This window comes from Arthrobacter sp. JSM 101049, assembly GCF_041679245.1.
Lineage (GTDB): Bacteria > Actinomycetota > Actinomycetes > Actinomycetales > Micrococcaceae > Arthrobacter_H.
The window spans coordinates 194,160-216,290 of record NZ_JBGFFC010000003.1 but is presented as its reverse complement, the minus strand read 5'-3'; the positions used below and the strand labels follow the sequence as shown (position 1 = coordinate 216,290).

Annotated in this window: 18 protein-coding genes; 5 read left to right on the top strand and 13 right to left on the bottom strand. The window is 66.6% G+C overall.

Features of this window, described 5'->3' with window-relative positions:
* Positions 1–32 precede the first annotated feature (32 nt).
* A complete protein-coding gene (locus tag AB8M85_RS10405) occupies positions 33–230 on the top strand; it encodes a hypothetical protein (protein ID WP_372698743.1) in 198 nt (65 codons plus the stop codon).
* Between the two features lie 13 nt (positions 231–243).
* Positions 244–567: a hypothetical protein gene (locus AB8M85_RS10400; protein WP_372698742.1), complete on the top strand. Its 324-nt coding sequence runs from the start codon at positions 244–246 to the stop codon at positions 565–567.
* A 108-nt stretch (positions 568–675) separates the two neighbouring features.
* Here the strand turns inward: AB8M85_RS10400 and AB8M85_RS10395 are convergent, their stop codons facing one another.
* From AB8M85_RS10395 to AB8M85_RS10355, 9 genes are all read right to left on the bottom strand, one after another.
* The gene (locus AB8M85_RS10395) at positions 676–2,577 is read right to left on the bottom strand and encodes an FAD-binding monooxygenase (RefSeq protein WP_372698741.1); all 1,902 of its coding nucleotides are present in this window, start codon (positions 2,575–2,577) and stop codon (positions 676–678) included.
* Between the two features lie 248 nt (positions 2,578–2,825).
* Positions 2,826–3,794 carry an ArsA family ATPase gene (locus AB8M85_RS10390; RefSeq protein ID WP_372698740.1) on the bottom strand — a complete coding sequence of 323 codons (969 nt, stop codon included), beginning with the start codon at positions 3,792–3,794 and terminating at the stop codon, positions 2,826–2,828.
* Positions 3,785–4,009 carry a cory-CC-star protein gene (locus AB8M85_RS10385; RefSeq protein ID WP_372698739.1) on the bottom strand — a complete coding sequence of 75 codons (225 nt, stop codon included), beginning with the start codon at positions 4,007–4,009 and terminating at the stop codon, positions 3,785–3,787. Before AB8M85_RS10385 ends, AB8M85_RS10390 begins: the two co-directional genes overlap by 10 nt.
* Before the next feature lie 71 nt (positions 4,010–4,080).
* Positions 4,081–5,808, bottom strand: coding sequence for a carbon starvation protein A (locus AB8M85_RS10380; RefSeq protein ID WP_372698738.1), 1,728 nt, complete (start codon positions 5,806–5,808; stop codon positions 4,081–4,083).
* A 246-nt stretch (positions 5,809–6,054) separates the two neighbouring features.
* Positions 6,055–7,077 carry an LLM class flavin-dependent oxidoreductase gene (locus AB8M85_RS10375; protein ID WP_372698737.1) on the bottom strand — a complete coding sequence of 341 codons (1,023 nt, stop codon included), beginning with the start codon at positions 7,075–7,077 and terminating at the stop codon, positions 6,055–6,057.
* Between the two features lie 109 nt (positions 7,078–7,186).
* Positions 7,187–7,612, bottom strand: a complete 426-nt coding sequence (locus AB8M85_RS10370) for a hypothetical protein (protein WP_372698736.1) — start codon at positions 7,610–7,612, stop codon at positions 7,187–7,189.
* 74 nt (positions 7,613–7,686) lie between these two features.
* A complete protein-coding gene (locus AB8M85_RS10365; protein WP_372698735.1) occupies positions 7,687–9,072 on the bottom strand; it encodes an FAD-binding oxidoreductase in 1,386 nt (461 codons plus the stop codon).
* 273 nt (positions 9,073–9,345) lie between these two features.
* Entirely contained in the window at positions 9,346–10,587 is a 1,242-nt protein-coding gene (locus AB8M85_RS10360) for an amidohydrolase (RefSeq protein WP_372698734.1), read from the bottom strand.
* A gap of 151 nt (positions 10,588–10,738) precedes the next feature.
* On the bottom strand, positions 10,739–11,434 hold the full coding sequence (locus tag AB8M85_RS10355; protein ID WP_372698733.1) for a hypothetical protein: 696 nt from the start codon (positions 11,432–11,434) through the stop codon (positions 10,739–10,741).
* 1,150 nt (positions 11,435–12,584) lie between these two features.
* On the opposite strand from AB8M85_RS10355, the gene AB8M85_RS10350 reads away from it, so the two are divergent.
* The 3 genes from AB8M85_RS10350 to AB8M85_RS10340 all read left to right on the top strand — a co-directional run bounded on the left by AB8M85_RS10350 (position 12,585) and on the right by AB8M85_RS10340 (position 16,995).
* Positions 12,585–13,385, top strand: coding sequence for a DeoR/GlpR family DNA-binding transcription regulator (locus AB8M85_RS10350; RefSeq protein WP_372698732.1), 801 nt, complete (start codon positions 12,585–12,587; stop codon positions 13,383–13,385).
* Between the two features lie 282 nt (positions 13,386–13,667).
* Positions 13,668–14,279 carry an amino acid permease gene (locus AB8M85_RS10345; RefSeq protein ID WP_372698731.1) on the top strand — a complete coding sequence of 204 codons (612 nt, stop codon included), beginning with the start codon at positions 13,668–13,670 and terminating at the stop codon, positions 14,277–14,279.
* 262 nt (positions 14,280–14,541) lie between these two features.
* Positions 14,542–16,995: an AAA family ATPase gene (locus AB8M85_RS10340; RefSeq protein ID WP_372698730.1), complete on the top strand. Its 2,454-nt coding sequence runs from the start codon at positions 14,542–14,544 to the stop codon at positions 16,993–16,995.
* Positions 16,996–17,104: 109 nt separating this feature from the next.
* On the opposite strand, the gene AB8M85_RS10335 is transcribed toward AB8M85_RS10340, so the two are convergent.
* Genes AB8M85_RS10335 through AB8M85_RS10320 form a run of 4 tightly spaced genes read right to left on the bottom strand, consistent with a single transcriptional unit; the run spans position 17,105 to position 22,125 of the window.
* The gene (locus AB8M85_RS10335; RefSeq protein WP_372698729.1) at positions 17,105–17,971 is read right to left on the bottom strand and encodes a 3-hydroxyacyl-CoA dehydrogenase family protein; all 867 of its coding nucleotides are present in this window, start codon (positions 17,969–17,971) and stop codon (positions 17,105–17,107) included.
* Between the two features lie 9 nt (positions 17,972–17,980).
* Positions 17,981–19,174 (bottom strand): acyl-CoA dehydrogenase family protein, encoded by a 1,194-nt coding sequence (locus AB8M85_RS10330; RefSeq protein ID WP_372698728.1) that lies wholly within the window; start codon positions 19,172–19,174, stop codon positions 17,981–17,983.
* A gap of 28 nt (positions 19,175–19,202) precedes the next feature.
* Entirely contained in the window at positions 19,203–20,405 is a 1,203-nt protein-coding gene (locus tag AB8M85_RS10325) for a CaiB/BaiF CoA transferase family protein (protein WP_372698727.1), read from the bottom strand.
* Between the two features lie 25 nt (positions 20,406–20,430).
* Positions 20,431–22,125, bottom strand: a complete 1,695-nt coding sequence (locus tag AB8M85_RS10320; protein WP_372698726.1) for an acyl-CoA dehydrogenase family protein — start codon at positions 22,123–22,125, stop codon at positions 20,431–20,433.
* Between the last annotated feature and the right edge of the window lie 6 nt (positions 22,126–22,131).

Sequence of the window (22,131 nt, the reverse complement as noted above, 5' to 3'; positions counted from 1 at the left end):
GCAGTCGAAAACCGCCGTGGCACGCTGGAGGCATGGATAGAGCCGATCTTGAACAGGCGGTGCAATTGGCCACCGATACCGAGCGGATGGCTGCCGCCGAGTACCGCGCGGAGATCGCGCAGAGCGACGCCGATGGCAACGGCCAGCTGTCCGACAAGGGACGGGAGTGGGTCATCGCCTTCGACGAACTCGCGGCCGCACGCGACGAGCTGGAGGCCGACCAGCGCTGAAAGGAGGTCCACCGTGTCCTATTACCTGGAGTACACCGTCCCGGCCGGCTCGGAGGAGGACGGCTTCGAGTTCCCCGTCAACGACGAGCAGCGCGGCGAAACGATCCCGCTGACCGAGACCGATGCGGACGTGGTCCACACCGACAGCCTGCCCGTGCGCACCGAGGTGTTCGGGGCGTCGCTGCCGGAGGCCCAGCAGGCGACCGAATCGATCCTGCCCAACAGCAGGGCCCGGCATGCCAAGCTGTATGACGACTCCGCGGATTCCCTGCAGCCCGGTGCGGGCACCCTGACGGCCCGGTACGCGGAGGGAACCGGCTGGCAGGACGCCGTGTAACGGCCAGAAAGTAGCAGCGGCCAGACATAAGTTCCGTCAGCGGAACGGCGCCGGACCCCCGAGGGGATCCGGCGCCGTTCCGCTGGCGGGCCCGTGCCCCGCGGGCTGCTACGCCTTCTGCGCCTGGTTGGCGTGCAGCAGCGGGGCGAAGAAGGCCGCGAGCTCATCGGTCGCGGTCAGCGGCAGGACGTTGGCCACGTACTGGTCCGGGCGGACGATGACCACGACGCCGTCCCGGCTCAGACCGCGCTGATCGAAGATGTCGGCGCCGGGAACGATGCCGTAGACCTTCTCGAGGTTGGTCAGCTTGAACGGGCCGACCTCGGGGCGGAACACGGCGGGGACCGCGTTGATGTCGATCTCCTCGTGGGGCTGCTGGTAGATGACCTTCAGATCGAACCAGGCATCGTCGTCGTACCCCTCTGGGGTGGCGGTGAGCGGTGAGTCCGGTGCGGTGGCGAGCCATGCGGCCAGGTCCGTGGTGGGGGAGGCGGTGCCGGCCGGTGCCGGGTCGGCGAAGACGTAGATGCGCCAGCGGCCGTCGGCGGTGGCCTGGTGGCCCAGCTGCAGCGGGTTGGTGTCGCAGACGCGGGAGGCCAGGGCGGACTTGAAGCGCTTGCCGACCGGGAAGCCGGTGGCCAGGTCCTGGTGGGTGGCCTCGCCGGTGATCAGCGAGGGGGCATACTCGGTCATGAAGCCGGCCGGGAACTCGGCGGTGTCCACGTAGAAGTCCTCGAGGTCCGAGGGGCTGTCGAACTCCTCGGGCTTCTTGGCCATCATCGTGGACCATTCCTTGTCGAAGTCGATGAGGTTCTTGGCCACTACCTGGCGTTCGGCCGAGTAGGTGGAGAGCAGCTCCTCGGGGCTGCGGCCCTCGAGGACGTGGGCGAGCTTCCAGCCGATGTTGAACCCGTCCTGCATGGACACGTTCATGCCCTGGCCGGCCTTGGCGGAGTGGGTGTGGCAGGCATCGCCGGTGATGAACACGCGCGGCGTCTGGGTGCCGACGTTTTCGGGCAGGACGTCGTCGAAGCGGTCGGTCAGGCGGTGTCCGACCTCGTAGACGCTGTGCCAGGCGACGTTGCGCACGTCCACGGTGTAGGGGTTCATGATGGCGTTGGCCTTGGCGATGATCTGCTCGATGGTGGTCTTGCGGACCTGGCCGTTGTCGTTCTCCGGCACGACGCCGAGGTCGACGTACATGCGGAAGAGGTGCCCGCCCTCGCGGGGGATGAGCAGGATGGATCCGCCGTCGTGCGACTGGATGGCGCACTTGGTGCGGATGTCGGGGAAGTCGGTTCGGGCGAGCACGTCCATGACGCCCCAGGCATGGTTGGCCTGGTCGCCGGCCATGGTGCAGCCGATGGAGGCGCGGACCTTGGAGCGGGCCCCGTCGCAGCCGACGACGTACTTCGCGTGGACCGTCTTGGTGGCGCCCTCGTCGGGACCGGCGCTGCGGACCAGGGTGACCGTGACCGGGTAGTCGCCTTCGTCGGTGACCTCCAGGCCCTGGAAGTCCCAGCCATAGTCCGGGACCAGGCGGGTGGGGGAGTTGCGGGCGACCTCGGCGAAGTAGTCCAGCACGCGGGCCTGGTTGACGATCAGGTGCTTGAACTCGCTGATGCCGGTCTCGTCGTCCTTGGCGCGGCCGCCGCGCACGATGTGCGTGGGGTTCTCGGTGTCCGGGCGCCAGAAGGCCATCTCGGTGATCCAGTAGGCCTCGGAGGTGATGGCCTCGGCGAACCCGAAGGCCTGGAACGTCTCGACGGAGCGGGCCTGGATGCCATCGGCCTGGCCGATCTCCAGGCGGCCGCCGCGGCGTTCGACCAGGCGGGTGGTGATGTCGGGGAACTGGGAGAGCTGGGCGGCGGTGAGCATGCCGGCCGGTCCAGAGCCGACGATGAGCACGTCGACCTCCTCGGGCAGCTCCTCGGGGCGGTCGATGCCGACGCCGGCTACCGGCTGGACGCGCGGGTCGCCTGAAACGTATCCGTGGTGGTGGAACTGCACGGTGGGTCCTCACTTCGCTGTGTGCTGGTCGTTCATGCGTGTTCTATATTAGAACTCAACATTCGATTATCGAACACGCCATCTGCAAGACACTATACGGGGAGTATGACGCGGCTAACAAGTGGTGCCCCGGATCGCCGTCACGCTGGGGTCCGGGGACGACGGCGGTGCGCTGGCTGCCGTGGGCACAGCCAGGGTGTTCCGGTCCTCCACGTCTGGCCGGCGGGACAACCCGAGGGGGCGTACTCCTACGCCACGGCGAGCAATGCAGCGAGCTCCTCCACCGCCGCTACCCCCGTCATGTCCCGGACGAGCAATGGCAGCTCGGCCATCGGCACGTCGGAGACGTGCTGGCGCAGCAACTGCAGGCCGGCATCCTCGTGTTGGCGGCGTTCCGCGAGGAATGGCCCGGCGTCGGACGGGGAGCGGCGGTTCACGACGACGGCGGACACGTCGATGCCCAGGGCCCGGAGCTGCCGGACGATGTCGGCGGATTCGGCGACCGGCATCTTCTCGGCGGTGGTCACGACCACGAAGCCCGTGGCGGTGGCATCTGTCACCGTGTCGCGCATGCGTGAGAACCGGTCGCGTCGGGAGACCAAGGTGCGCCGCAACTCGGAGTCAGCTGCTGCTTCCGGGTCCTCGGCGCCGACAAGTCCCCGGGCCGCTGCGGCGAATCGTTCCGACCTCGAGCGGCTGGCCAGCAGCGATTCGGTCCACCCCGACAACTGCTCGGGCAGGCTGAGCAGGTGCAGGGTGTGCCCCGAGGGCGCAGTATCGAATACCACGAGGTCGTAGGCGTCGATACTGTCGTCGATGAGCTCGGCAATCCGCTCGAGCACGGCCGACTCATGGCTGCCCGGCGCCGTTTTGGCCAATTCGAGGTGCTGGTTGGCGGAGCGGTGCAGCCGCTCGGGCAGGAGTTTCCTCATGGTCGCGCCCACCGCGGCGAAGTGGCGCTCGATGGTGCTGACCGGATCGATCTCGACGGCGTCGACGAAGCCCTCGGGTGCGGCGAAGACGCGTGTAGCAGCGTCGGACAGCGCCACATCCCACAAGTGGCCGAGGTTGTGGGCTGGGTCGGTGGACACGAGCAGTACGCGCCCGTTGTCCCGGGCACGGGCCAAAGCCAGGGCCGAGGCCACTGAGGTCTTGCCGACCCCGCCCTTGCCGCCGACGAAGAGGACCCTGCGCTCGTCCGCGAGTTTCAGCAACATGCGATGTGGTCCAGGGGAGAGCGGGGGATGCCCATGCGGCGGTGCCATGCGTGGAAGTCCTCCCAGACGGCGGGCATGAGTTCGGCCGTGTAGTAGGCGGCAGGATCCGGCACGCCCAGGGCCTCGCCGAGGACGGCGATCATGAACAGGTCGTCCTCGTCCTGCTGCTCCTTCTTGAACATCTGGCGGTACGGACCCACGTAGAACTCCAGCATGCCCTCACGGAACGCCGACCAGCGCCGGGAGAACCGCTCCCGGCGCCGGACTGTGGCCGAAGTTCCCACCGTCAGAGGTCTTCCCGGACTGCGCTCTGCTCGGCGTCGGCATTCTCATGTTCGGGTTCCTCGTTCCAGGCCCTGCGCATGGCCAGAACCGCTTCGACGCCAACCCACACGCTGGCCACGATGATGATGACGTCCAGCGAGAACAGCATCCAGTCGGGATTGCCGGGATCGGCGAAGCTGCCGAGCTGTTCCAGCGCCGCCCAGAAGGCCATGACGAAGATGATCACCAGCGGGATCACCGCGGCAATGGGATTGCGGCCCTTGCGGATCAGGATGACGGCGATGATGGACAGGCTCAAGGAGGCCATCAGCTGGTTCGTGGTGCCGAAGAGCGGCCAGATGCGCAGGCCGCCTTCGCCGCCCAGGCCCTGCGAGAAGGTCAGGCCCAAGCCGAGTATCACGACCAGGAGCGTCGCGGGGAACTTGCCGATCTTCAGCTTGACGGCCTCGCCGGCTTCCTGGATGACGAAGCGCAGCAACCGCATGCCGGTGTCCATGGTGGTGGCGGCGAACAGCACCGCCATCGTCGCCAGGACCGTGGCGCTCAAGGAGGCTGGCAGGCCGATGCCGTTCTGCATCAATGTCCCGCCGCCCTGCACGAAGGCGTTGACTCCGGCGGATCCGAACTCGCTGTAGATCTTGTCCCATTCGGCCACGGACTTGAAACCGCCGATGACGGCGAGGATGGTGCCCAGCGACAGCAGCCCTTCGCCGACGGCACCGAAGTAGCCGACGAAGCGAGCATCGGTCTCCTTGTCGAGTTGCTTCGACGAGGTCCCCGAGGCGACCATGCCGTGGAAGCCCGAGATGGCGCCGCAGGCAATGGTCACGAACAACAGCGGGATCATGCTCGGGGTCCCCGCCGGGACGTCCATGTTGATCGCCGGTGCCACGATGTTTGGGGGAGTCGCGGAGAACAGTGCGGCCAGCAGGACTGAACCGAAGAGCAGGATCAGCCCGACGAACAGCTGGACGCCGTTGATGTAGTCGCGCGGCTGCAGCAGCACCCACACGGGCAGAAGCGATGCGATCGCACCATAGACGAACAGGGCGACGATCCAGACGGTGGCCGGGGACATGCCGAGCAGCGACTCGGGCAGGACCACCGGGACCTGGTCGCCGACCACGATGAGCGCATAGAGCACGACGACGCCGACGACGGTCACGGGAAGCAGCGGCCAGCGCATCCGGTAGACAGCCACGCCCACCAGGAGGGCGACGACGATGGCACCCCATACCGGAATGACCGCGCCCGGCGTGCTGATCAGGAGGTTCTTGATCACGACGGCGAATGCCGCGATCACCATGAGCAGTACCAGGAAGATGACGACCAGGAACAGGTTGGCGCCGCGCTTGCCGATGTAGCGGGCGGAGAGGGCTCCGATGGAGCGGCCCTTGTTGCGTGCCGAGGCCCACAATGTGCCGAAGTCATGCATTCCTGCGAAGAAGACGGTTCCGAGGGTGACCCAGAGCAAGGCCGGAAGCCAGCCCCAGATGACGGCGATTGCGGGTCCGACGATCGGGGCGGCACCTGCAACCGAGGTGAAATGGTGGCCCCACAGGATGAACTTGTTCGTCGGCACGTAGTCGACGCCGTCCTTCAACTCGTGCGCAGGCGTGACGAACGCATCGTTGAGCTTGTAGACCTTGCGCGCGAGAAATTTCGAGTAGACCAGGTAGCCGGTGGCCATGATGGCCAGGCCGATGATCATGAGAACCAGGGAACCCATGAGTCCTCTCCCTCCTAGATGGACTAGTAAGGCCGGTTTGCCCGGAGAGACCCAACGGTGGCCGGCGGTGCGAGTGAGACGCTGCCGGGGTGCGGTGGAGGCCGGGTGATGCCGGTCATATGTCTTGTCAACGTATCAGGTCCGAGCCCAAAGGGCTTCGGCAAACGCAGTATGGAGGGTTGCACGTGGCGGGGCCACCGCTGGCCCCACCGGGGTTCGTCGGCGGCCCCGGCCGGCGCCTGTGCCTCAGCGCCAGCCGAGCTCCGGTGCCACATGCTCCAGGATCGCCTCGATGACGTGGGCGTTGTAGTCGACGCCGAGCTGGTTCGGGACCGTGAGCAGCAGGGTATCCGCTGCGGCGATCGCCTCGTCCTCGGCCAGCTTCGCCACCAACTCGTCCGGGGCTCCCGCATACGAGCGGCCGAAGACCGCGCGGGTCTTCTCATCGATGTTGCCCACCTGGTCGGAGCTGTAGCGGTCGCGGCCGAAGTACTGCCAGTCGCGTTCGTCCGTCAGGGCGAAGATGCTGCGGCTGACCGAGACGCGCGGCTCCCGCTGGTGCCCGGCCTCCTTCCACGCCTGCCGGTAGAGCTCGATCTGCTCCGCCTGCTGGACGTGGAACGGCTTGCCGGACTCGTCGTCCTTGAGCGTGGAACTCTGCAGGTTCATGCCGAGCCTCGCCGCCCAGACCGCCGTGGCGTTCGATCCGGAGCCCCACCAGATCCGCTCGCGCAGGCCCTCAGAATGGGGCTCGACCCGCAGCAGGCCCGGAGGGTTCGGGAACATCGGGCGAGGGCTCGGCTGCGCGAACCCCTCGCCGGTGAGCACCTCGAGCAGGCGTTCGGTGTGGCGGCGGCCCATGTCGGCGTCCGATTCGCCGTCGGCGGGGGAGAAGCCGAAGTGGCGCCACCCGTCGACGACCTGTTCGGGTGAACCTCGGCTGATGCCCAGCTGCAGCCGGCCGCCCGAAATGAGGTCGGCCGCACCGGCGTCCTCCGCCATGTAGAGCGGGTTCTCGTAGCGCATGTCGATCACGCCGGTGCCGATTTCGATCCGGCTGGTCCGCGCGCCGATCGCCGCCAGCAGCGGGAACGGGGAGGCGTATTGCTGGGCGAAATGGTGGACCCGGAAATACGCCCCGTCCGCGCCGAGCTCCTCGGCCGCGACCGAGAGATCGATCGCCTGCAGCAGCGCGTCCGAGGCGTTGCGCGTGGCGGACTGGGGGTGGTCGGTCCAGTGGCCGAAGGACAGGAATCCGATGTTCTTCACACCCATGTCCAACCCGGTCGCGATGGTTCCTATTCCGTGTGCCGGGCAAGGACAGAGTACGACGGCGGTGCCCCGGCTTCGGCGATGCCCAAAACAGCCGGGAACTTGCTCATGACGCCGCGTCTACCAAAAATGCACGTAGCTCGTCACGGGTGGAAAGAGCCACCAGCTGGACGAGTCCCCAATTGTGTGCATGGTTCGAAGCCGATGAATAGTGGGCGGGCCACTCCTGCGCATAGTCGACCAAGTCGTCTACTAGGAGGTCGACGGCTTCGTCAATGGTCGTGGCCTCCGCCGCAAATGATTGCCCCTGGGATAGCAGTACATAGGCGTTGTCTTCGCGATGGACGGTGACCGGAAACGAAACTGCATTCCGGAGATAGTCGCGCAGGCGCGCCGAATCCACGACGGCGGCGCGGCGGTCGCCACTGGAAATCTCCGTGATGCCGCCGTGTGCCGAGGAATCGAGGATCGATTTCAAGCCGACACGAGCTTGTGAATAGGTGACCGGACGCGGCCCGGGAAGGGTGCCCATGCATCCAATCTGGCTGCGTACCTGACGTACGTCAAGTGCAAATCTAGTGCGTGGGCAGTCTTGGACGTCCCCCTTCAGCTTTCCGGGACGAACACCTTCCCGGGGTTCAGGATGCCCAGCGGATCGAAGAGCTGCTTGATCCCGAGCTGCAGCTCGTACTGGTCATCGCCGAGTTCGTCGCGGAGCCATGTGCGCTTCAGCAACCCGATGCCGTGCTCTCCGGAGAGCGTTCCGCCGAGGTCGAGCGCGGTATGGAACATCTCCCCGGCCGCGGCCCAGACCTTCTCCGGGACCTCGTCGCCGGTGTAGACGAAGCTGGGGTGCAGGTTCCCGTCCCCGGCGTGGCAGGTGGTGGGGATGACGACGTCGTACTTGTCCTCGATGCGCCGGATCTCGGCGAACGCGTCGGCCATCCGGTCTCGGGGCACGGCCATGTCCTCCACCAGCATCGTTCCCATGGCCTCGAGTGCCGGGAACGCATTGCGCCGTAGGCCCACGAGTCGGTTCGCTTCGACCGGATCCGTGGTGACCTCCACCCGTCCGCCGGCGGCGACGGCCAGTTCCGCCACACGCTCGGCGGTAGCCCGGGCGTCGGGCCCGTCGCACTGCACCAGCAGGAAGGCACCGGCCCCGCCGAACACCGCAGTACCGGCGTGCCGCTCCATGGCAGTGATCGTGTGCCCGTCCATCAGCTCCATGATGGAGGGGACGAGCCCGTGCGCGGTCACGGCGGAGGAGGCGGCGGCCGCGTCTTCGACGGAGCCGAAGAACCCGCCGACAGTGGCGACCTCGCCCTCGACGAGGGGCAGCAGCTTGAGCGTGGCCTCGACGATGATGCCCAGAGTGCCCTCGGAACCGATCATCAGCGCGCAGACGTCGAACCCGGTGACCCCCTTGACCGTGCGGTGCCCGACGGTGATGAGCCGGCCGTCCGCGAGGACCACCTTCAGCGCGAGCACCGCCTCCCGGGTCACCCCGTACTTCGCACACAACAGCCCCCCGGCGTTCATCGCGATGTTGCCGCCCACCGTGGAGATGTCCTTGCTCGCCGGGTCGGGCGCCCACCACAGGCCGTGGCCGGCCAGCGCTCGGTTGAGGGCGCCGTTGAGGATTCCCGGTTCGACGACGGCGAGACGGTTTTCGGGGGAGACCTCCAGGATCCGGTTCATCCCGGTCAGGGACAGCACGATTTCCCCGGGGCTCGCAATGGCCCCGCCGGCCAATCCCGTCCCGGCGCCGCGCGTGACCAGCGGAACCTGGAATTCGGAGGCGAGGCGGCACGCGGCCTGGACGTCCTCGATGGTGGCGGCGTTGACGACCGCCAGCGGCGTGCCGGGGGAGCGGTGCCCCGAGCGGTCGACGGTCATGGAGTCCAGCAGGGCCGGATCCGTGTCCACGTGGCCGGGCAGCGCCGTCTCCAGAGCGTCGATGATCGTGGTGGTGCTGTGCGTGGTGGTCATGGGTCCTCGTTGCCTGCCGTGCGGTTCACCGGGCAGTCGCGCGCGGTTGGCTTCATTCCAGCAGCGCACCGTGACCCAGGTCAAAGCTGCCGCGTCGGAGACGCGCTGACGTCATGTGGGTTGCGTCGCTCGACCGAGCTGGCCTTGGACCCCGAGGATGACGTTGAGCAGGGTCTGGGCGAAGAGCCAGAAGTTGATGACTGCCAGGACGATGCCCAGCAGCCACTTGTCGGTGGGCTTCCAGCCCGGCGGCGGCCGCCATCGGCGCGGCGCTCACCGTCCCGCGCCGCCAGCCGGGGCCAGGTAGGCCAGCGCGGCGACGGCCTGGGTCTGCGTCCCGACCGCGAGCGTCGGATCGATCGCCGGGGCGAAGCAGGGCGAATGGTTGGCCGGGATGTCCTTCGAAACCGTCCCGGCGGTTACGGCCTTCTGGTAGACGTCGGTCGGCACGCAGCCCACGGTCCAGTACGCGTACGGGGTCCCGAAGGCGTCGGGGACGCGGCTGAAGTCCTCCGAGGCGGTGTAGGGCGCAGTGTGGGAGACCCGGTCCGCGCCGAAGTGCGCGGCGAACGCCTCGGTGACCCGGGCATTGGTATCGGCGTCGTTGTCGGTCAGCGGGAACTGGTCGTAGTACTCGAACTCGGGGTCCTTCGGCGATCCGGCGGTGGCGCATTCGCCGCGGACGATCCGTGCGATGGACTCCATGATGTGCGTGCGGATTCCCTCGTCGTAGGTGCGCAGGTTCAGCAGCAGCTCGGCCCGGTCGGGGATGATGTTGGACTTTGTCCCGGCGTTGGAGGCGCCGATGGTGACGACGGCGAAGTGCCCGGGCTCGATCTCCCGCGACACGATGGTCTGCAGGCGCAGCACGATGGATGCTGCGAGGACCACCGGGTCGACGGAGTTGTGCGGCATCGACCCGTGCGCCCCGCGCCCGTACACGGTGATCTTCAGCGAATCGCCGGCGGAGAGCACCGGCCCGGCGGTGGTGCCGACCGCCCCGGCCTCGGTGGTCATCACGTGCTGGCCGAAGGCGACGTCGGGCTTGGGCACCTTGGTGACCAGGCCGTCGTCGATCATGGCCTGGGCCCCGGCTGCGGTCTCCTCGGCCGGCTGGAACAGGGCGATGTGCGTGCCGGACCAGGCGTCCTGGTGCTCGGCCAGCAGCTTCGCGGCCCCGAGCAGGCAGGCAATGTGCATGTCGTGCCCGCAGGCGTGCATGACGCCGTCGTTTTCGGAGGAGTAGTCCAGGCCGGTGTCCTCGGTGACCGGCAGGGCATCGATGTCGGCCCGCGAGAGGACGGTGGCGCCGGTGCCGTTCTCCAGCACGCCGACCACTCCGGTGCCGCCGATCCGCTGGACCGCATAGCCGATGCCGGCGAGTTCGGACTCGATGCGCTCGGCGGTGCGGTTCTCCTCGGAGCTCAGTTCCGGATGCCGGTGCAGGTCCTTGTAGAGATCGCGCTGCCAGTCGAGCTGCGCATCGAGGGTGGCGAAGATGTCGGGAATGCTCATGTTCAACCTTCCAGGTCGACCACATGCGGGAACGACGGCGGTCGCCCCGAGGGGTGCGGGTCCTGAAACCAAACTACGCCCGCCCGAGCGGTGCACCCAAGGACAAAAGCCAACGGTGACTAGTCATGACGGCTGGCCGAGGCCTGAGGCGTCAGGGCCGCTCCTGGCTGCCCAGGAAAAACGCACCGATGGAACCGGCGAGGGTGGCGAACACGGCGACGGAGTAGACGGCAAGCGCTACTTCCAGCAGACTGGCGAAGACGCCGTCGACACCGAGCTCGCTTCCAGTGATGGTGGACATGGCGGCGTCGTGCAGCGCCCCGGCGTAACTGGGATATGACTCGTTGAGGTAGAGCAGCTGGCTGGCCACCAGAATGACGACGGCGGTGACCGCCACCAGCCATCCGATCCGGGTGGAGAGCAGGCGGCCAGCCGAACGGGAGCCGCGCACCCCCGCGGAGAGGATGCTGCCGATCCGGCCGAGCCGGGCCACCCTCCAGAACCGCAGCGCCTGCAGGGCCCGGAAGAACCGCAGGAACGGCACCAGCAGGAACAGCACCTGCCACCAGTTCCGTTTCCAAAATGCCCACTGGAAACGGGCGATGAAAGAGCGCAGCAGGAACTCGACCACGAAGATGCCCCAGAAGAACCAGGCGGCAACTTCCAGGACGGCCAGCATTCGGGCGTCGTCGGCCAGCAGCTGCGCCAGCACCACAAAAACAAAGATGATGCCCAGCACGCCCATCGGCCGGTCCATCCGGGCGGCCAGCAGCTCGGCCCGCCCCAGCTGGTCTACACGGACCGCCGGGTCCGTCCGGTTCTGCCTGCGCTTCTGTACATCTGCCATCGGCTTCAGGTTATAGCCCGGCCTGTACCGGGGCCAGCACGGGATCAGCCGGCGGCCACGGGACCACGGCAGTGAATCCTCCCTCGACAGCCGCGCCGGCCGTGGCCGCGGCGGTGCCCGGATGCCGGACCTGCACGCGGCAGGAAGTTGAAGATACCCGGCGGGTCCTTCATGCCCTACGTCGTCCTGGACTTCTTCGCTTCATCCTGTGAACGCTGACCACCCAGCCGGACACGCCGGACGCCCTGTTCTTTACCCGCTCCGGTTCATCGCCGTGGGCATCGGTTACGCGGTGAGGCTCCACATTCAGCAACACGTTGTGCTGCGCACCCTGCAGCGAGCCAAGGTCCTCGACGAGCGCCAGGCCGCTGCGGTCTTCAGGGCCGGGGGTGCGGCAACGGATGCCGAGGACCGCGAGTCCGTCTTGAAGTAGCGCAGGCGCCCGCGCGCCTGGGCGCAGTTGATGACGACGGCGGGGCCGCCTCCCATTGAAGATGGCCCCGCCGTTGTGGCTATCTCATGCTGGCGCTCCTCTCAATGGCCGTGCCGCCAACGAGGAGCGCGGTCATCATGCCAGCGATGATTCTTCCGAGCGTGCAGGCAACGTCGCGACCGTGAGCCTGGAACACCCAGCAAGCCGCTCGCATCAGGTCGAACGGCCGTCGCTCGGGTCGACGGGCGCATTCGCGAGCTCCGCCTCGATCTGGTGGACGAGCTTGCTCCTGGGCCAGTCTTCCTCTGGCTGCGTGGGAGGCATGCCAAGTCTGCGTGTCGGCAGCATCGAGTTTGTCCAGCAGAACGGCATTGTGTCCCCACGGCAATATTGCAACGGGCTGTTGCAACACTTTGGGATCGGGGCAAGCTGCCGCGAACGACTTCATGTAGCGGGGGTTGCGGGGGAGTAGCGCCGGGGCAATGGTGCAAGCGGCCCTTGCACCATTGCGTCGGCATCGCAGACCCCGGGCAATTGCTCGCGTGCATGCGGGGTTGCGGCAAAAAAAGGCCCTGGCCTCCGGAAACTGGTCACGAAGGTCGGCGGAGAATCGGTCGATGACCTTCGTGGTCCGGGTTGTACAGCTTGACGACAGGCCACCAACCTTTCGCCGAGCCCGGTCCACTGATGCCGGGCCGGCGCGGAACAGGAGTAACCATGCCCATCGGTGCACGCCAGCGCAGGGACGACATCGTGCTCCTGGCCCACACCAGCGGCTTGACCAGCGTCGAGGAACTCTCGGTCCGCTTCGACGTCACCGCCTCCACGATCCGCCGCGACCTCGCCCGGCTGACCGGCGAGGGCAAGATCGCCCGCACCTACGGCGGCGCCATGGCGCTGACCGGCAACGGCGGGGAATCCACGTTCCGTCAACGCAACCAGGAGGCAGCCGCCGCCAAGCGCGCCATGGCCCGCCTGGCCCGGACCCTGGTGCACGACGGCGAATCCATCCTCCTCGACGCCGGCTCCTCGGTCGCGGCGCTGGCTACCGAGCTCCAACACGACATCTCGCTCACCGTCGCCACCACGTCGCTGGCCGTGCTCGAGGAGCTGGCCGAGGCCGACGCCATCCACGTCGAGTGCCTCGGAGGCACCCTCCGCCATCCCAGCCAGGGCTTCGTCGGCCCCCTGGCCGAGGCCGCCCTGGAGCGCATGACGTTTGACCGCGTGTTTCTTGGGGCGGACGGCGTCGCCGTGGACTCGATCTGCGAGGCGGACCTGCAGCAGACACGGCTGAAGGAGATGATGTGCCGGCAGGCCCACGAGGTCGTGGTGCTGGCGGACGCCTCCAAGCTCGGGGCCGCTCCCTTCCACGCGTGGGCAAAACTGCCCGAGGGATGGACCCTGGTCACCGACGATTCGGCGACCGAGGAACAGCTGGAACCGTTCTACCTCGCCGGCGTCGAGGTGGTTTTGGCGACGGTGACGCCTTTGGTGCAGGCGACGCCCGAGGCGTGACTAACCAGTGGTAAGCGGACTCCCTGTCATTGGATAGGTGCCTAACCGGTGGCAAGGGTTGCCGAAAGCAGCACTTACTGTCGGGGAAGGAACTGTTCATGTGGTCCGATAGTCGCGACGCGCGTCCTGCGGTTGGTTCCAAAAAAGCGGTTGTCATCGATGGGCTCCCGGGTTAGGCCAAGCGGCATAACCCGACCTAGGAGTCATCTTTCATGCTGGATGCGGAGCGCCAGTTGGCGCTTTTCCCCGCCGGCAGCCGTACCGCGGCACGCTCCGGCCCAAATGGTGCCTATCTCGGCGACCTCGGGTGCCACATCCGGCATCTACGCGACCTCCCGGATGATCCACGGGCTGGCGCGCGAGGGCGGTGCGCAGCAGCGGTTCGCCCGGCTCTCCCGCACCAAGGTCCCGCGCAACGCCCTGCTGTTCTCCTGCACGTTCCTGCTCGCCGGCGTCGCTTTGCTCTACGCCGAGGGCGGCGTGGCCGAGGCCTTCACCCTGGTCACGACCATTTCCGCGCTGTGCTTCATGTTCGTCTGGTCGATCATCCTCGTCAGCTACCTGGTCATCCGCAGCCGCCGCCCGCACCTACACGCGGCCAGCAAGTTCAAGATGCCCGGCCGGACGTTCATGCCCTATGTGGTGCTCGGCTTCTTCGCCATCACCCTCTGGGCCTTGACCACCCAGCCGGACACGCTCTCCGCGTTGCTGTTCACCCCGGTCTGGTTCATCGCCGTCGACTTCGGCTACGCGGTCCGCCGGCTCAACCCGCAGCACGCCGCCCTGCATACCCTGCACGATGCCAAGGTCCAGGACGAGCGCCGGGCCGCCCCAACTTTCCGTGCCGGGACCAGCGTCGAGGACCGCGACGTCAGCGAATCCGTCTCGAAGTAGGGCCGACACCAGGCTGCACCAGTCGGCACGACGCCGGTGCCCTTTCTTGGGGAGGGGCACCGGCGCCGTAGTTTATTCAGTTGCCCGGCGCTGGTGCGGCGACGTTGGCGTTCGCGCTGCCGAGTGCAAACCAATTCGAAGAAAGAGAAATGAAACATTCGCTTGGCGAAGGACCGAACTGTCCGAAACACCACATATGGTGTTCTCAATCACAAAAAATGAGAGCCCACGCGAATGGCGTTCTCACTGGGGTCCGGGGGGAATGATGGTCGAGAACGGATATGCCGAAGAGCTCGCCACCGAGCAAGCGCATTTCGATAAGGCAAGAGTGGGCTATGACTCATCCTTGGCCTACGACAGCCCGAGTAAGTGGAACGTTGGGACCGGACCTGAACGCCGTGCCATGAAGAAGCATGTTGACTCGAAAGAGCGGCTGGCGGACGGCGAACCGGTGGCATTCGGGCGAATGGACCTCGAGGACGGGGACCGCTACTACGTTGGCAAGGTCGCCATTAGCGACGAAGGGCGCGACAAACTGGTTATCAGCTGGAAGTCGCCCATGGCCAAGAAATACTACCAAGCCACTACAGCTGATCAATTGGGTCTGTTGCGCAAACGCGACTTTCGTACCACGCGCAACCATGTCGATTCATTCTCCGACAAGGTCTTTAAGCAAATTGCTGCGGCGATAGAGAGCCTCGATGACGAGATCCGAGCCGACGACGCCTTGCTGCACAGCCTCGCTACGTCCCGTACTGGCAAGATGCAGGACATCGTTCGCACGATCCAGGCGTCGCAGGATCGTCTGATGCGTCGGCCCAAGGATCAACTGCTCGTCGTCCAGGGCGGCCCGGGCACGGGAAAAACGGCGGTCGCGCTTCACCGCGCTTCTTGGTTGCTGTACACGTACAGCGACGAACTGCCTGCTGACGACATGCTGGTGGTGGGCCCGAACCCCGCCTTCACCAAATATATCCAACAGGTGCTCCCGGCCCTCGGCGACCAGCGGGTGCGGCAGACCTCCATCCACGAACTCCTAGCCGGGGAACTCCGCGTCAGGGCGACCGAACCGGCCAATGTCGCACGGGTCAAGGGGCTGGCTGACATGGCAGATGTCATCGCTCGAGGGCTGGACGACCGAATTAAAGTACCGACTTCACCACTGCGCATTAACCGTCGGAACTCGGCTGCCACCGTGACTATTCAGCGTGAGACAGTGGCTCCGGACATCAAGGAACTTCGCTCAGAACCGTATGGCAGAGGGCGAGAGGAGCTCAAGGCCCGGTTGCTCACACATTGTGCAGCAGCAGCCGGGTTGCGTTCTGGTATTCCGGCGGCCCAAGTTATGGACCCCGCCTCAGTTGATGCTGCCGTGGACCGTATGTGGCCGCGGCTGTCGCCAGCGCAATTCGTGCGGGAATTGCTGGGTTCGAAACAACGCATCCGGTCCGCAGCAGCGGAATATCTGTCGGCGGATCAGATCGAGCTGCTCTATCGCGGTGCCGCGGATCGAGTATCGGATGAGCCGTGGACCTTGGCGGATTTGGCGCTGATTGACGAGGCCGAAGGCTACATGTCCGAAGTCGAATCCCTGTGGGGGCACATCGTCGTCGATGAAGCGCAGGACCTGACTCCTATGCAGCTTTTCGCCCTACGGCGTCGCTCGCGACGCGGGTCAATGACGCTCGTTGGAGACGTCGCACAGTCGACAGGGCCCTTCGCCCGGGATAGCTGGGACGACGTCGTCGAGGCTTTAAAATCGCGCTTGCCTGCAGAGGTCGAGGAATTGCAGCACGGCTACCGCGTGCCCAAGGAAGTCTTTGAGGTGGCGGCCAAATTGTTGCCGCTGGCGGCCCCCGGGATTACGGCGCCGACAATTGTTCGACGCGCCAATGCGGATCCCATGCTCTTCGATGTCGTCAGCGGACAAATGGCGCGTGAGGTGGCCAGGGTGGCTAGCCATCACAGTTCCAAGGGTCGATTCGTCGGTGTGATTGCGCCGAAGGAGACGTGGGAGCAAATCCAGAATGCGTTCACCGAAGCCGAACTCAAGTGGAGCGACTCGAGCGAAGGGCAGCTCGGTTCGTCCATCAATCTGGTAACTCCCGAGGACTCGAAAGGCCTGGAGTTCGACGCCGTCGTGGTGGTCGAGCCTCAAGCGATTATGGACCAGGACAATGGGGCGCGTCTTCTCTACATTGCCTTGACGCGAACCACGTCGAGGTTGGATGTCATCGCTCCTGCGGGGGAGATTCCGCAGATCCTCCGGGGAGCATTTTCTGAGATCACGTACATTGATGATCCGGAGGTCAGCAAGCCCTCGGAAGAGCCTCAAAACTCCGCTGGTCCGACGATTGACGAAGGGTCTCCGGTCGATGCCCCTTCAATACAGCCGGAAGTCGAGGCGGCTTCCAGCCAACCCGGAATGGACCATGCTGCCGATTCGGCTGAGCAGGTATCCGCGGACAAAGCCACTGTTACGCCTCTTGCACTCGCGCGGTCAAACGGCAGCGCCGTCCCCAGTTTCGGGCCACCACCAGTTCAGGCCGGCACCTCGGCAAATGTTGAACAGTTCAATCCCGTCGAGGTGGAACTGATTGCTCGAAATGCGGAGTACCTTTTGGATGTGGTCCTGAAATTCTATGGACCTGAAATCCGTCGCGCCGTCATGGAGGAAACGCTGCGCAGATTGGACGTCTCCTCTGGCGCCCAATAGTGGCCCGGCGACCGAAACCGATAGTAACCCAGCTGCATACCATTGGTTAGGCACTTGACCAATGGTATGGAGGAGTGCGGGCAGCGTAGATCGCATCCGGTCCGCTCGTTCAGGCCTTGCCGGAGTAGTCGTACCAGCCCTTGCCAGTCTTCCTCCCGAAGTCGCCGCGTTCATACATCGCCGCCAGATCCGGATGCGGAAGGTCGGCGGGATCGCCGGTCTCATCGAAGGTGGACTGGCGGATCTGGTAGCTGACGTCCAGGCCGACGAGGTCCATGAGCTCGAACGGGCCCATCGGGTGACCTAGTGCGGACCTGGCAGCGGTGTCGATGTCCTCGAAGCTGGCGATCCCGTCGGCACGCAGCCGCAAGGCCTCGTCACGGATTGCGCCCATGAGCCGGTTTGCGACGAACCCCGGGATCTCCCGGTTGATCAGCACCGGGGACTTGCCCATGGCCCGCGCCACCTCGAGCACGGTGTCGATGGTGTCCTGCGAAGTCGCCGCGTGGCGGACCACCTCAACGCATTTCATGACCAATGCGGGGTTGAAGAAGTGCATGTTGCAGACCTTGTCCGGCCGGCCCGTGGCCGCGGCGACCTGGGATGAGCCGATCGATGACGAGTTAGTCGCCAGGATCGCCTCGGACCGGGTGAGGCGTCCGAGATCGGCGAAGATCATCCTCTTTGTGTCCAGGTTCTCGGTGGCGGCCTCGATGACCAGGTCCGCTCGCGGTGCGACGGCTGAGAGGTCCGTGGAGAAGCGGATCCGCTGCCAGGCGGCATCGGCTTCCTCGCGGGGCGTCCGATTCTTCTCGACGTTGCGTTCCATGCGGTCCCGCAATCCTGCCCGGACCTTGTCCAAGGCCGTGCCGCTGACGTCTTGGATGGTGGTGTCGTATCCGGCCAGTGCGCCGACGAGCCCGATTTGGGAGCCCATGGCCCCGGAACCGATGACCAACAGGTTTTCGATGTCCATGCTCGCGCCCTACCGGAACGCGGGGGTGCCGGTGATGTGGTTCCCGAGGATGAGGGTGTGGACCTCGTCGGTGCCCTCGTAGGTGCGCACGGATTCCAGATTGTTCGCGTGGCGAAGCGGTGAATGGTCCAGCGTGATTCCGTTGCCGCCGAGCATGGCACGCGCGTCGCGGCATATCTGGATGGCCTCGCGGCAGTTGTTGAGCTTGCCCACCGAGATCTGGACGGGCTCCAGGGTGCCGGCGTCCTTGAGCCGTCCGGTGTGGATGGCCAGCATGGTGCCCTTCTGGATCTCCAGGAGCATGTCCACCAGCTTCTGCTGGGTGATCTGGTAGGCGGCCAGCGGCTTGTCGAACTGCATCCGCTCCTTCGAGTACGCCAGGGCCGCCTCGTAGGAGTCGCGGGCGGCTCCCATGACGCCCCAGATAATCCCGTAGCGGGCCTCGTTCAGGCAGGAGAACGGCCCACGCAACCCTTTCGCCCCGGGCAGGACCGCGGTGGCAGGGAGGTGGACGTCGGTGAGGGTGATGTCGCACTGGATGGAGGCACGCATGGAGAGCTTGGGCTCGATGACGGTGGCGGTGAAACCCTCGGTGTCGGTGGGGACCAGGAACCCACGCACCCCTGCCTCGGTCATGGCCCAGATGACGGCGATCTGCGCGATCGAGGCCAGGCCGATCCAGCGCTTGGCCCCGGTGAGGGTCCAGGAACCGTCGGGTTGTTCGGTGGCGGTCGTGGCCATCGAGGACGGGTCGGAACCGGCCGTCGGTTCGGTCAGCCCGAAGCAGCCGATGATGTCGCCGGCCGCCATTCCGGGCAGGTAGGTGTTCTTCTGCTCCTCGGAACCCCACTTGTGGATGGCCGACATGGCCAGGGAGCCCTGGACGGAGACGAAGGTCCGCAGTCCGGAGTCCCCGGCCTCGAGTTCCATGGCGGCGATGCCGTATTCGACGGCGGTGCGGCCGGGGCACCCGTAGCCTTCCAGATGCATGCCGAGCAGACCGAGGTCTCCCATTTCGCGCGCAATCTCGACGGGGAAGTGCGCGTTCTCGTACCAGGCGGCGATGTTCGGGCGGATCCGGGCATCGACGAAGCCCCGGACTGTGTCGCGCAGTTCGAGTTCGGCGGCGGTGAGCAGCCCGTCGAGGTTCAGCACGTCGGAACGGTTCTCGGCGGCCGGGCGGGATTCGGTGGTCGAAGTCATGGGTGGATCTCCTGGAAGGGGTCGGGTTTTAGCGGTCAGCGTGCGTGACGGGCATCCGAACGCCGAGGATCTCCTCGGTATCGGCGCCAAGGACTGGGGGAGCGGAGCGCACCGGCGGCCGTATGCCATTGAAGTTCACCGGGAACGCGACCTGGCGCATGGGCCCGATCCTCGGGTGCTCGACGGTCTGCACCATGCCCAGCGCCTCGGTCTGCGAGTCGTTGTAGACCTCGTCGAGGTGCTTGATCGGCGAGGCGGGGATCCCCTTGTCGGAGAACAACGAGCACCAGTGCTCGACGCTGCGCGTGCCGAGCGTGCGGGACAGTTCGGCATTGACGTATTCGCGCTGGACTACGCGTCCGCGGTTCTGCAACAGCCGCACATCTTGGGCCAGGTCGTCCCGGCCGATCGTGGTGCACAAGCGCTGCCAGAGGGCGTCGTTCCCGATGGCGATGACGAAGTATCCGTCCTCGGCCGGGTACGCCTGATAGGGGACAAGGTTTGGGTGGCCGGAACCCAAAGCCTCGGGCCGGCGCCCGTCGGCGAAGTAGTTGGTTGCCCAGTTCACATGCAGCGCCAGCTGGCCCTCGTAGAGCGAGGTGGTCAGGTATTGCCCGCGGCCGGTCCGGCTGCGCTCGAACAGGGCGGAGACAATTCCGATGACCCCGAAGAGCCCTGCGCCGAGATCGCCCATCGCGAAGCCGGCCTTCATCGGCGCCCCACCGGGCTCGCCGGTCAGGGACATCAGCCCGCCGGCCGCCTGGGCGATCATGTCGTAGCCGGGGGCGTCGCGCATTGGCCCGTGGTCTCCGAACGCGGAGATGTGCAGGACGACCAGCTGCGGGTACTGCTCGGAGAGCTCGCGGTAGTCGAAGATCCGCTGCAGCGAGGACCCCGGGCGGAAGTTCTCCACCAGCACGTCGGCGTCGGCCAGCATGCGGTGCACGTGGGCCTGCCCCTCCTCGGACTTCAGGTCGATCGTCACCGACTTCTTGCCGTGGTTCGCCGCGTGGAAGTAGGTGGCGTCATCGCCCAGCGCGGGCGGCCCCCAGGATCGGGTGGGGTCTCCGCCCTCGGGGTGTTCGATCTTGATGACCTCGGCACCCAGGTCGGCCAGGGACATGGTGGCGTAGGGTCCGGCCAGGATCTTGGACAGGTCCACCACGCGCACGCCGGCGAGCGGGCCGGCGAACGAGGCGGCGGGGGCGGAGGGGCTGGAGTCGGTGTTCATGCTGTCCTCATCGTAGGTTGGGCTCTCATACCACGGGAGTGGGGGAGGCGACGGCGTCGCGGGAGACCACGGCCCCGTCGATGATCTGCTCCAGATGGGCCAGGGCCTCGGGTGCCACCTCATCGTCGTGCAGGATGTTCAGCGCGATGAAGGCCCGGGCCACCAGCAGCTTTCGGAAGTTGCCGTCCCGGGTGGCTTCGGTGTCGGCCTGGGTGAGCAGCAGGGTCGCCATCACCAGCTGCGCGAGCGCGTCGGCATAGCGGCCGATCAGCGCCTCGGCGTCGGCACCTGGCCCGGCGAGCAGGGCATCCCCGCGCACCGTGATCGCCTCCCACCGGTGCAGCAGCGTGCGCACATCGTCCCCGGCCTCGGGCAGTTCCACCGCCTCCAGCGAAGCGGTCATCGTCTCGGCGAGCAGCCGGTGCGTACCCTGCTGCCGCAGGCAGCGCAGCACGTCCAGGGCGATGACGTTGCTCGACCCCTCCCAGACGGAGCCCAGGTGCGAATCGCGCACCAACCGGGCGTCGGGCCACTCCTCGATGTAGCCGCGGCCGCCGCGGACCTCCATGGCCTCCGCGGTGACGTGCCGGGCACGCTTGCAGATGTAGTGCTTGGCCAGCGGGGTCAGCACCCGGATCAGCTGGGTCGCGGTCGCATCCCCGGCGTCGGCGCGCTGGAGGGCGTCCCCGGCGAAGAAGACCATCCCCAGGGCGGCCTCGGCCTCGGCCTGCAGCGGCAGCAGGGTCATCCGCATCAACGGCGCCTCGATCAGCGGGCGCCCGAACACCACGCGCTTCCGGGCGTGGGCGACGGCCTCGTTGACGGAGCGGCGCATCAGCGCGGTGGAGCGCATCGCGTTGGACAGCCGGGAGGTGTTGACCATCTCGGCCATTTGCCGGAACCCACGCTCGAGCTCGCCGACCTGGACCGCGTAGGCGCCGTTGAGGGTAACCTCGCCGCTGGGCATCGAGCGGGTGCCGAGCTTGTCCTTGAGCCGGTCGATCACGTACGCGTTCCGCGACCCATCGGGCAGCACCTTGGGCAGCATGAACAGCCCGACGCCACGGGTGGTGTCGTCCCCGCCGGGGTAGCGGGCCAGGGTAAGGATGATGTCGGCGTCCGGGTTGGAGGCGAACCACTTGCGTCCGGACAGCTTCCACTCCTCGCCGTCGCGCTCGGCGACGGTCTCGGTGCGGGCGATGTCGGTGCCGGCCTGGATCTCGGTCATGAACATCGCCCCGGTGTACCGCCGCGCCGAGTCCACGGAGGTGAGGCGGTCGATGACCTCCTCGAAGCGCCCGGCCCCGAACTTGCGCAGCGTGCGGGCCGCGGCGTCGGTCATCGACACCGGGCAGGCCAGCCCGAACTCGGCCTGCACGAACACGTAGGACAGGATGTACTTCACCAGGTGCGGCGGCACGTCGTCCCACCCGTGCAGGCCCCGGTGGGACAACGCGGAGAGTCCGTACTCCTCGTACGCGGCCCGCGAGAGCTCCCGGTAGCTGTCGTGGTAGGTGATTGCATCGACCCGCTCGCCCTCGCGGTCGAACTGCTCGAGCACCGGCGGGTTCTTATCCGCCGTCTCGGCCAGCGGGCCCAGCCGTTGTGCGGCGTCGGCACCCAGGGCATTCAGCACGGGGGCCAGCAGCGCCCGGTTGGTCGGGTCGAGGTAGGACTCGATGAGCGGCTGCAGGGCAGGGTCGAGGGACACGAAGTTCATGGTGGG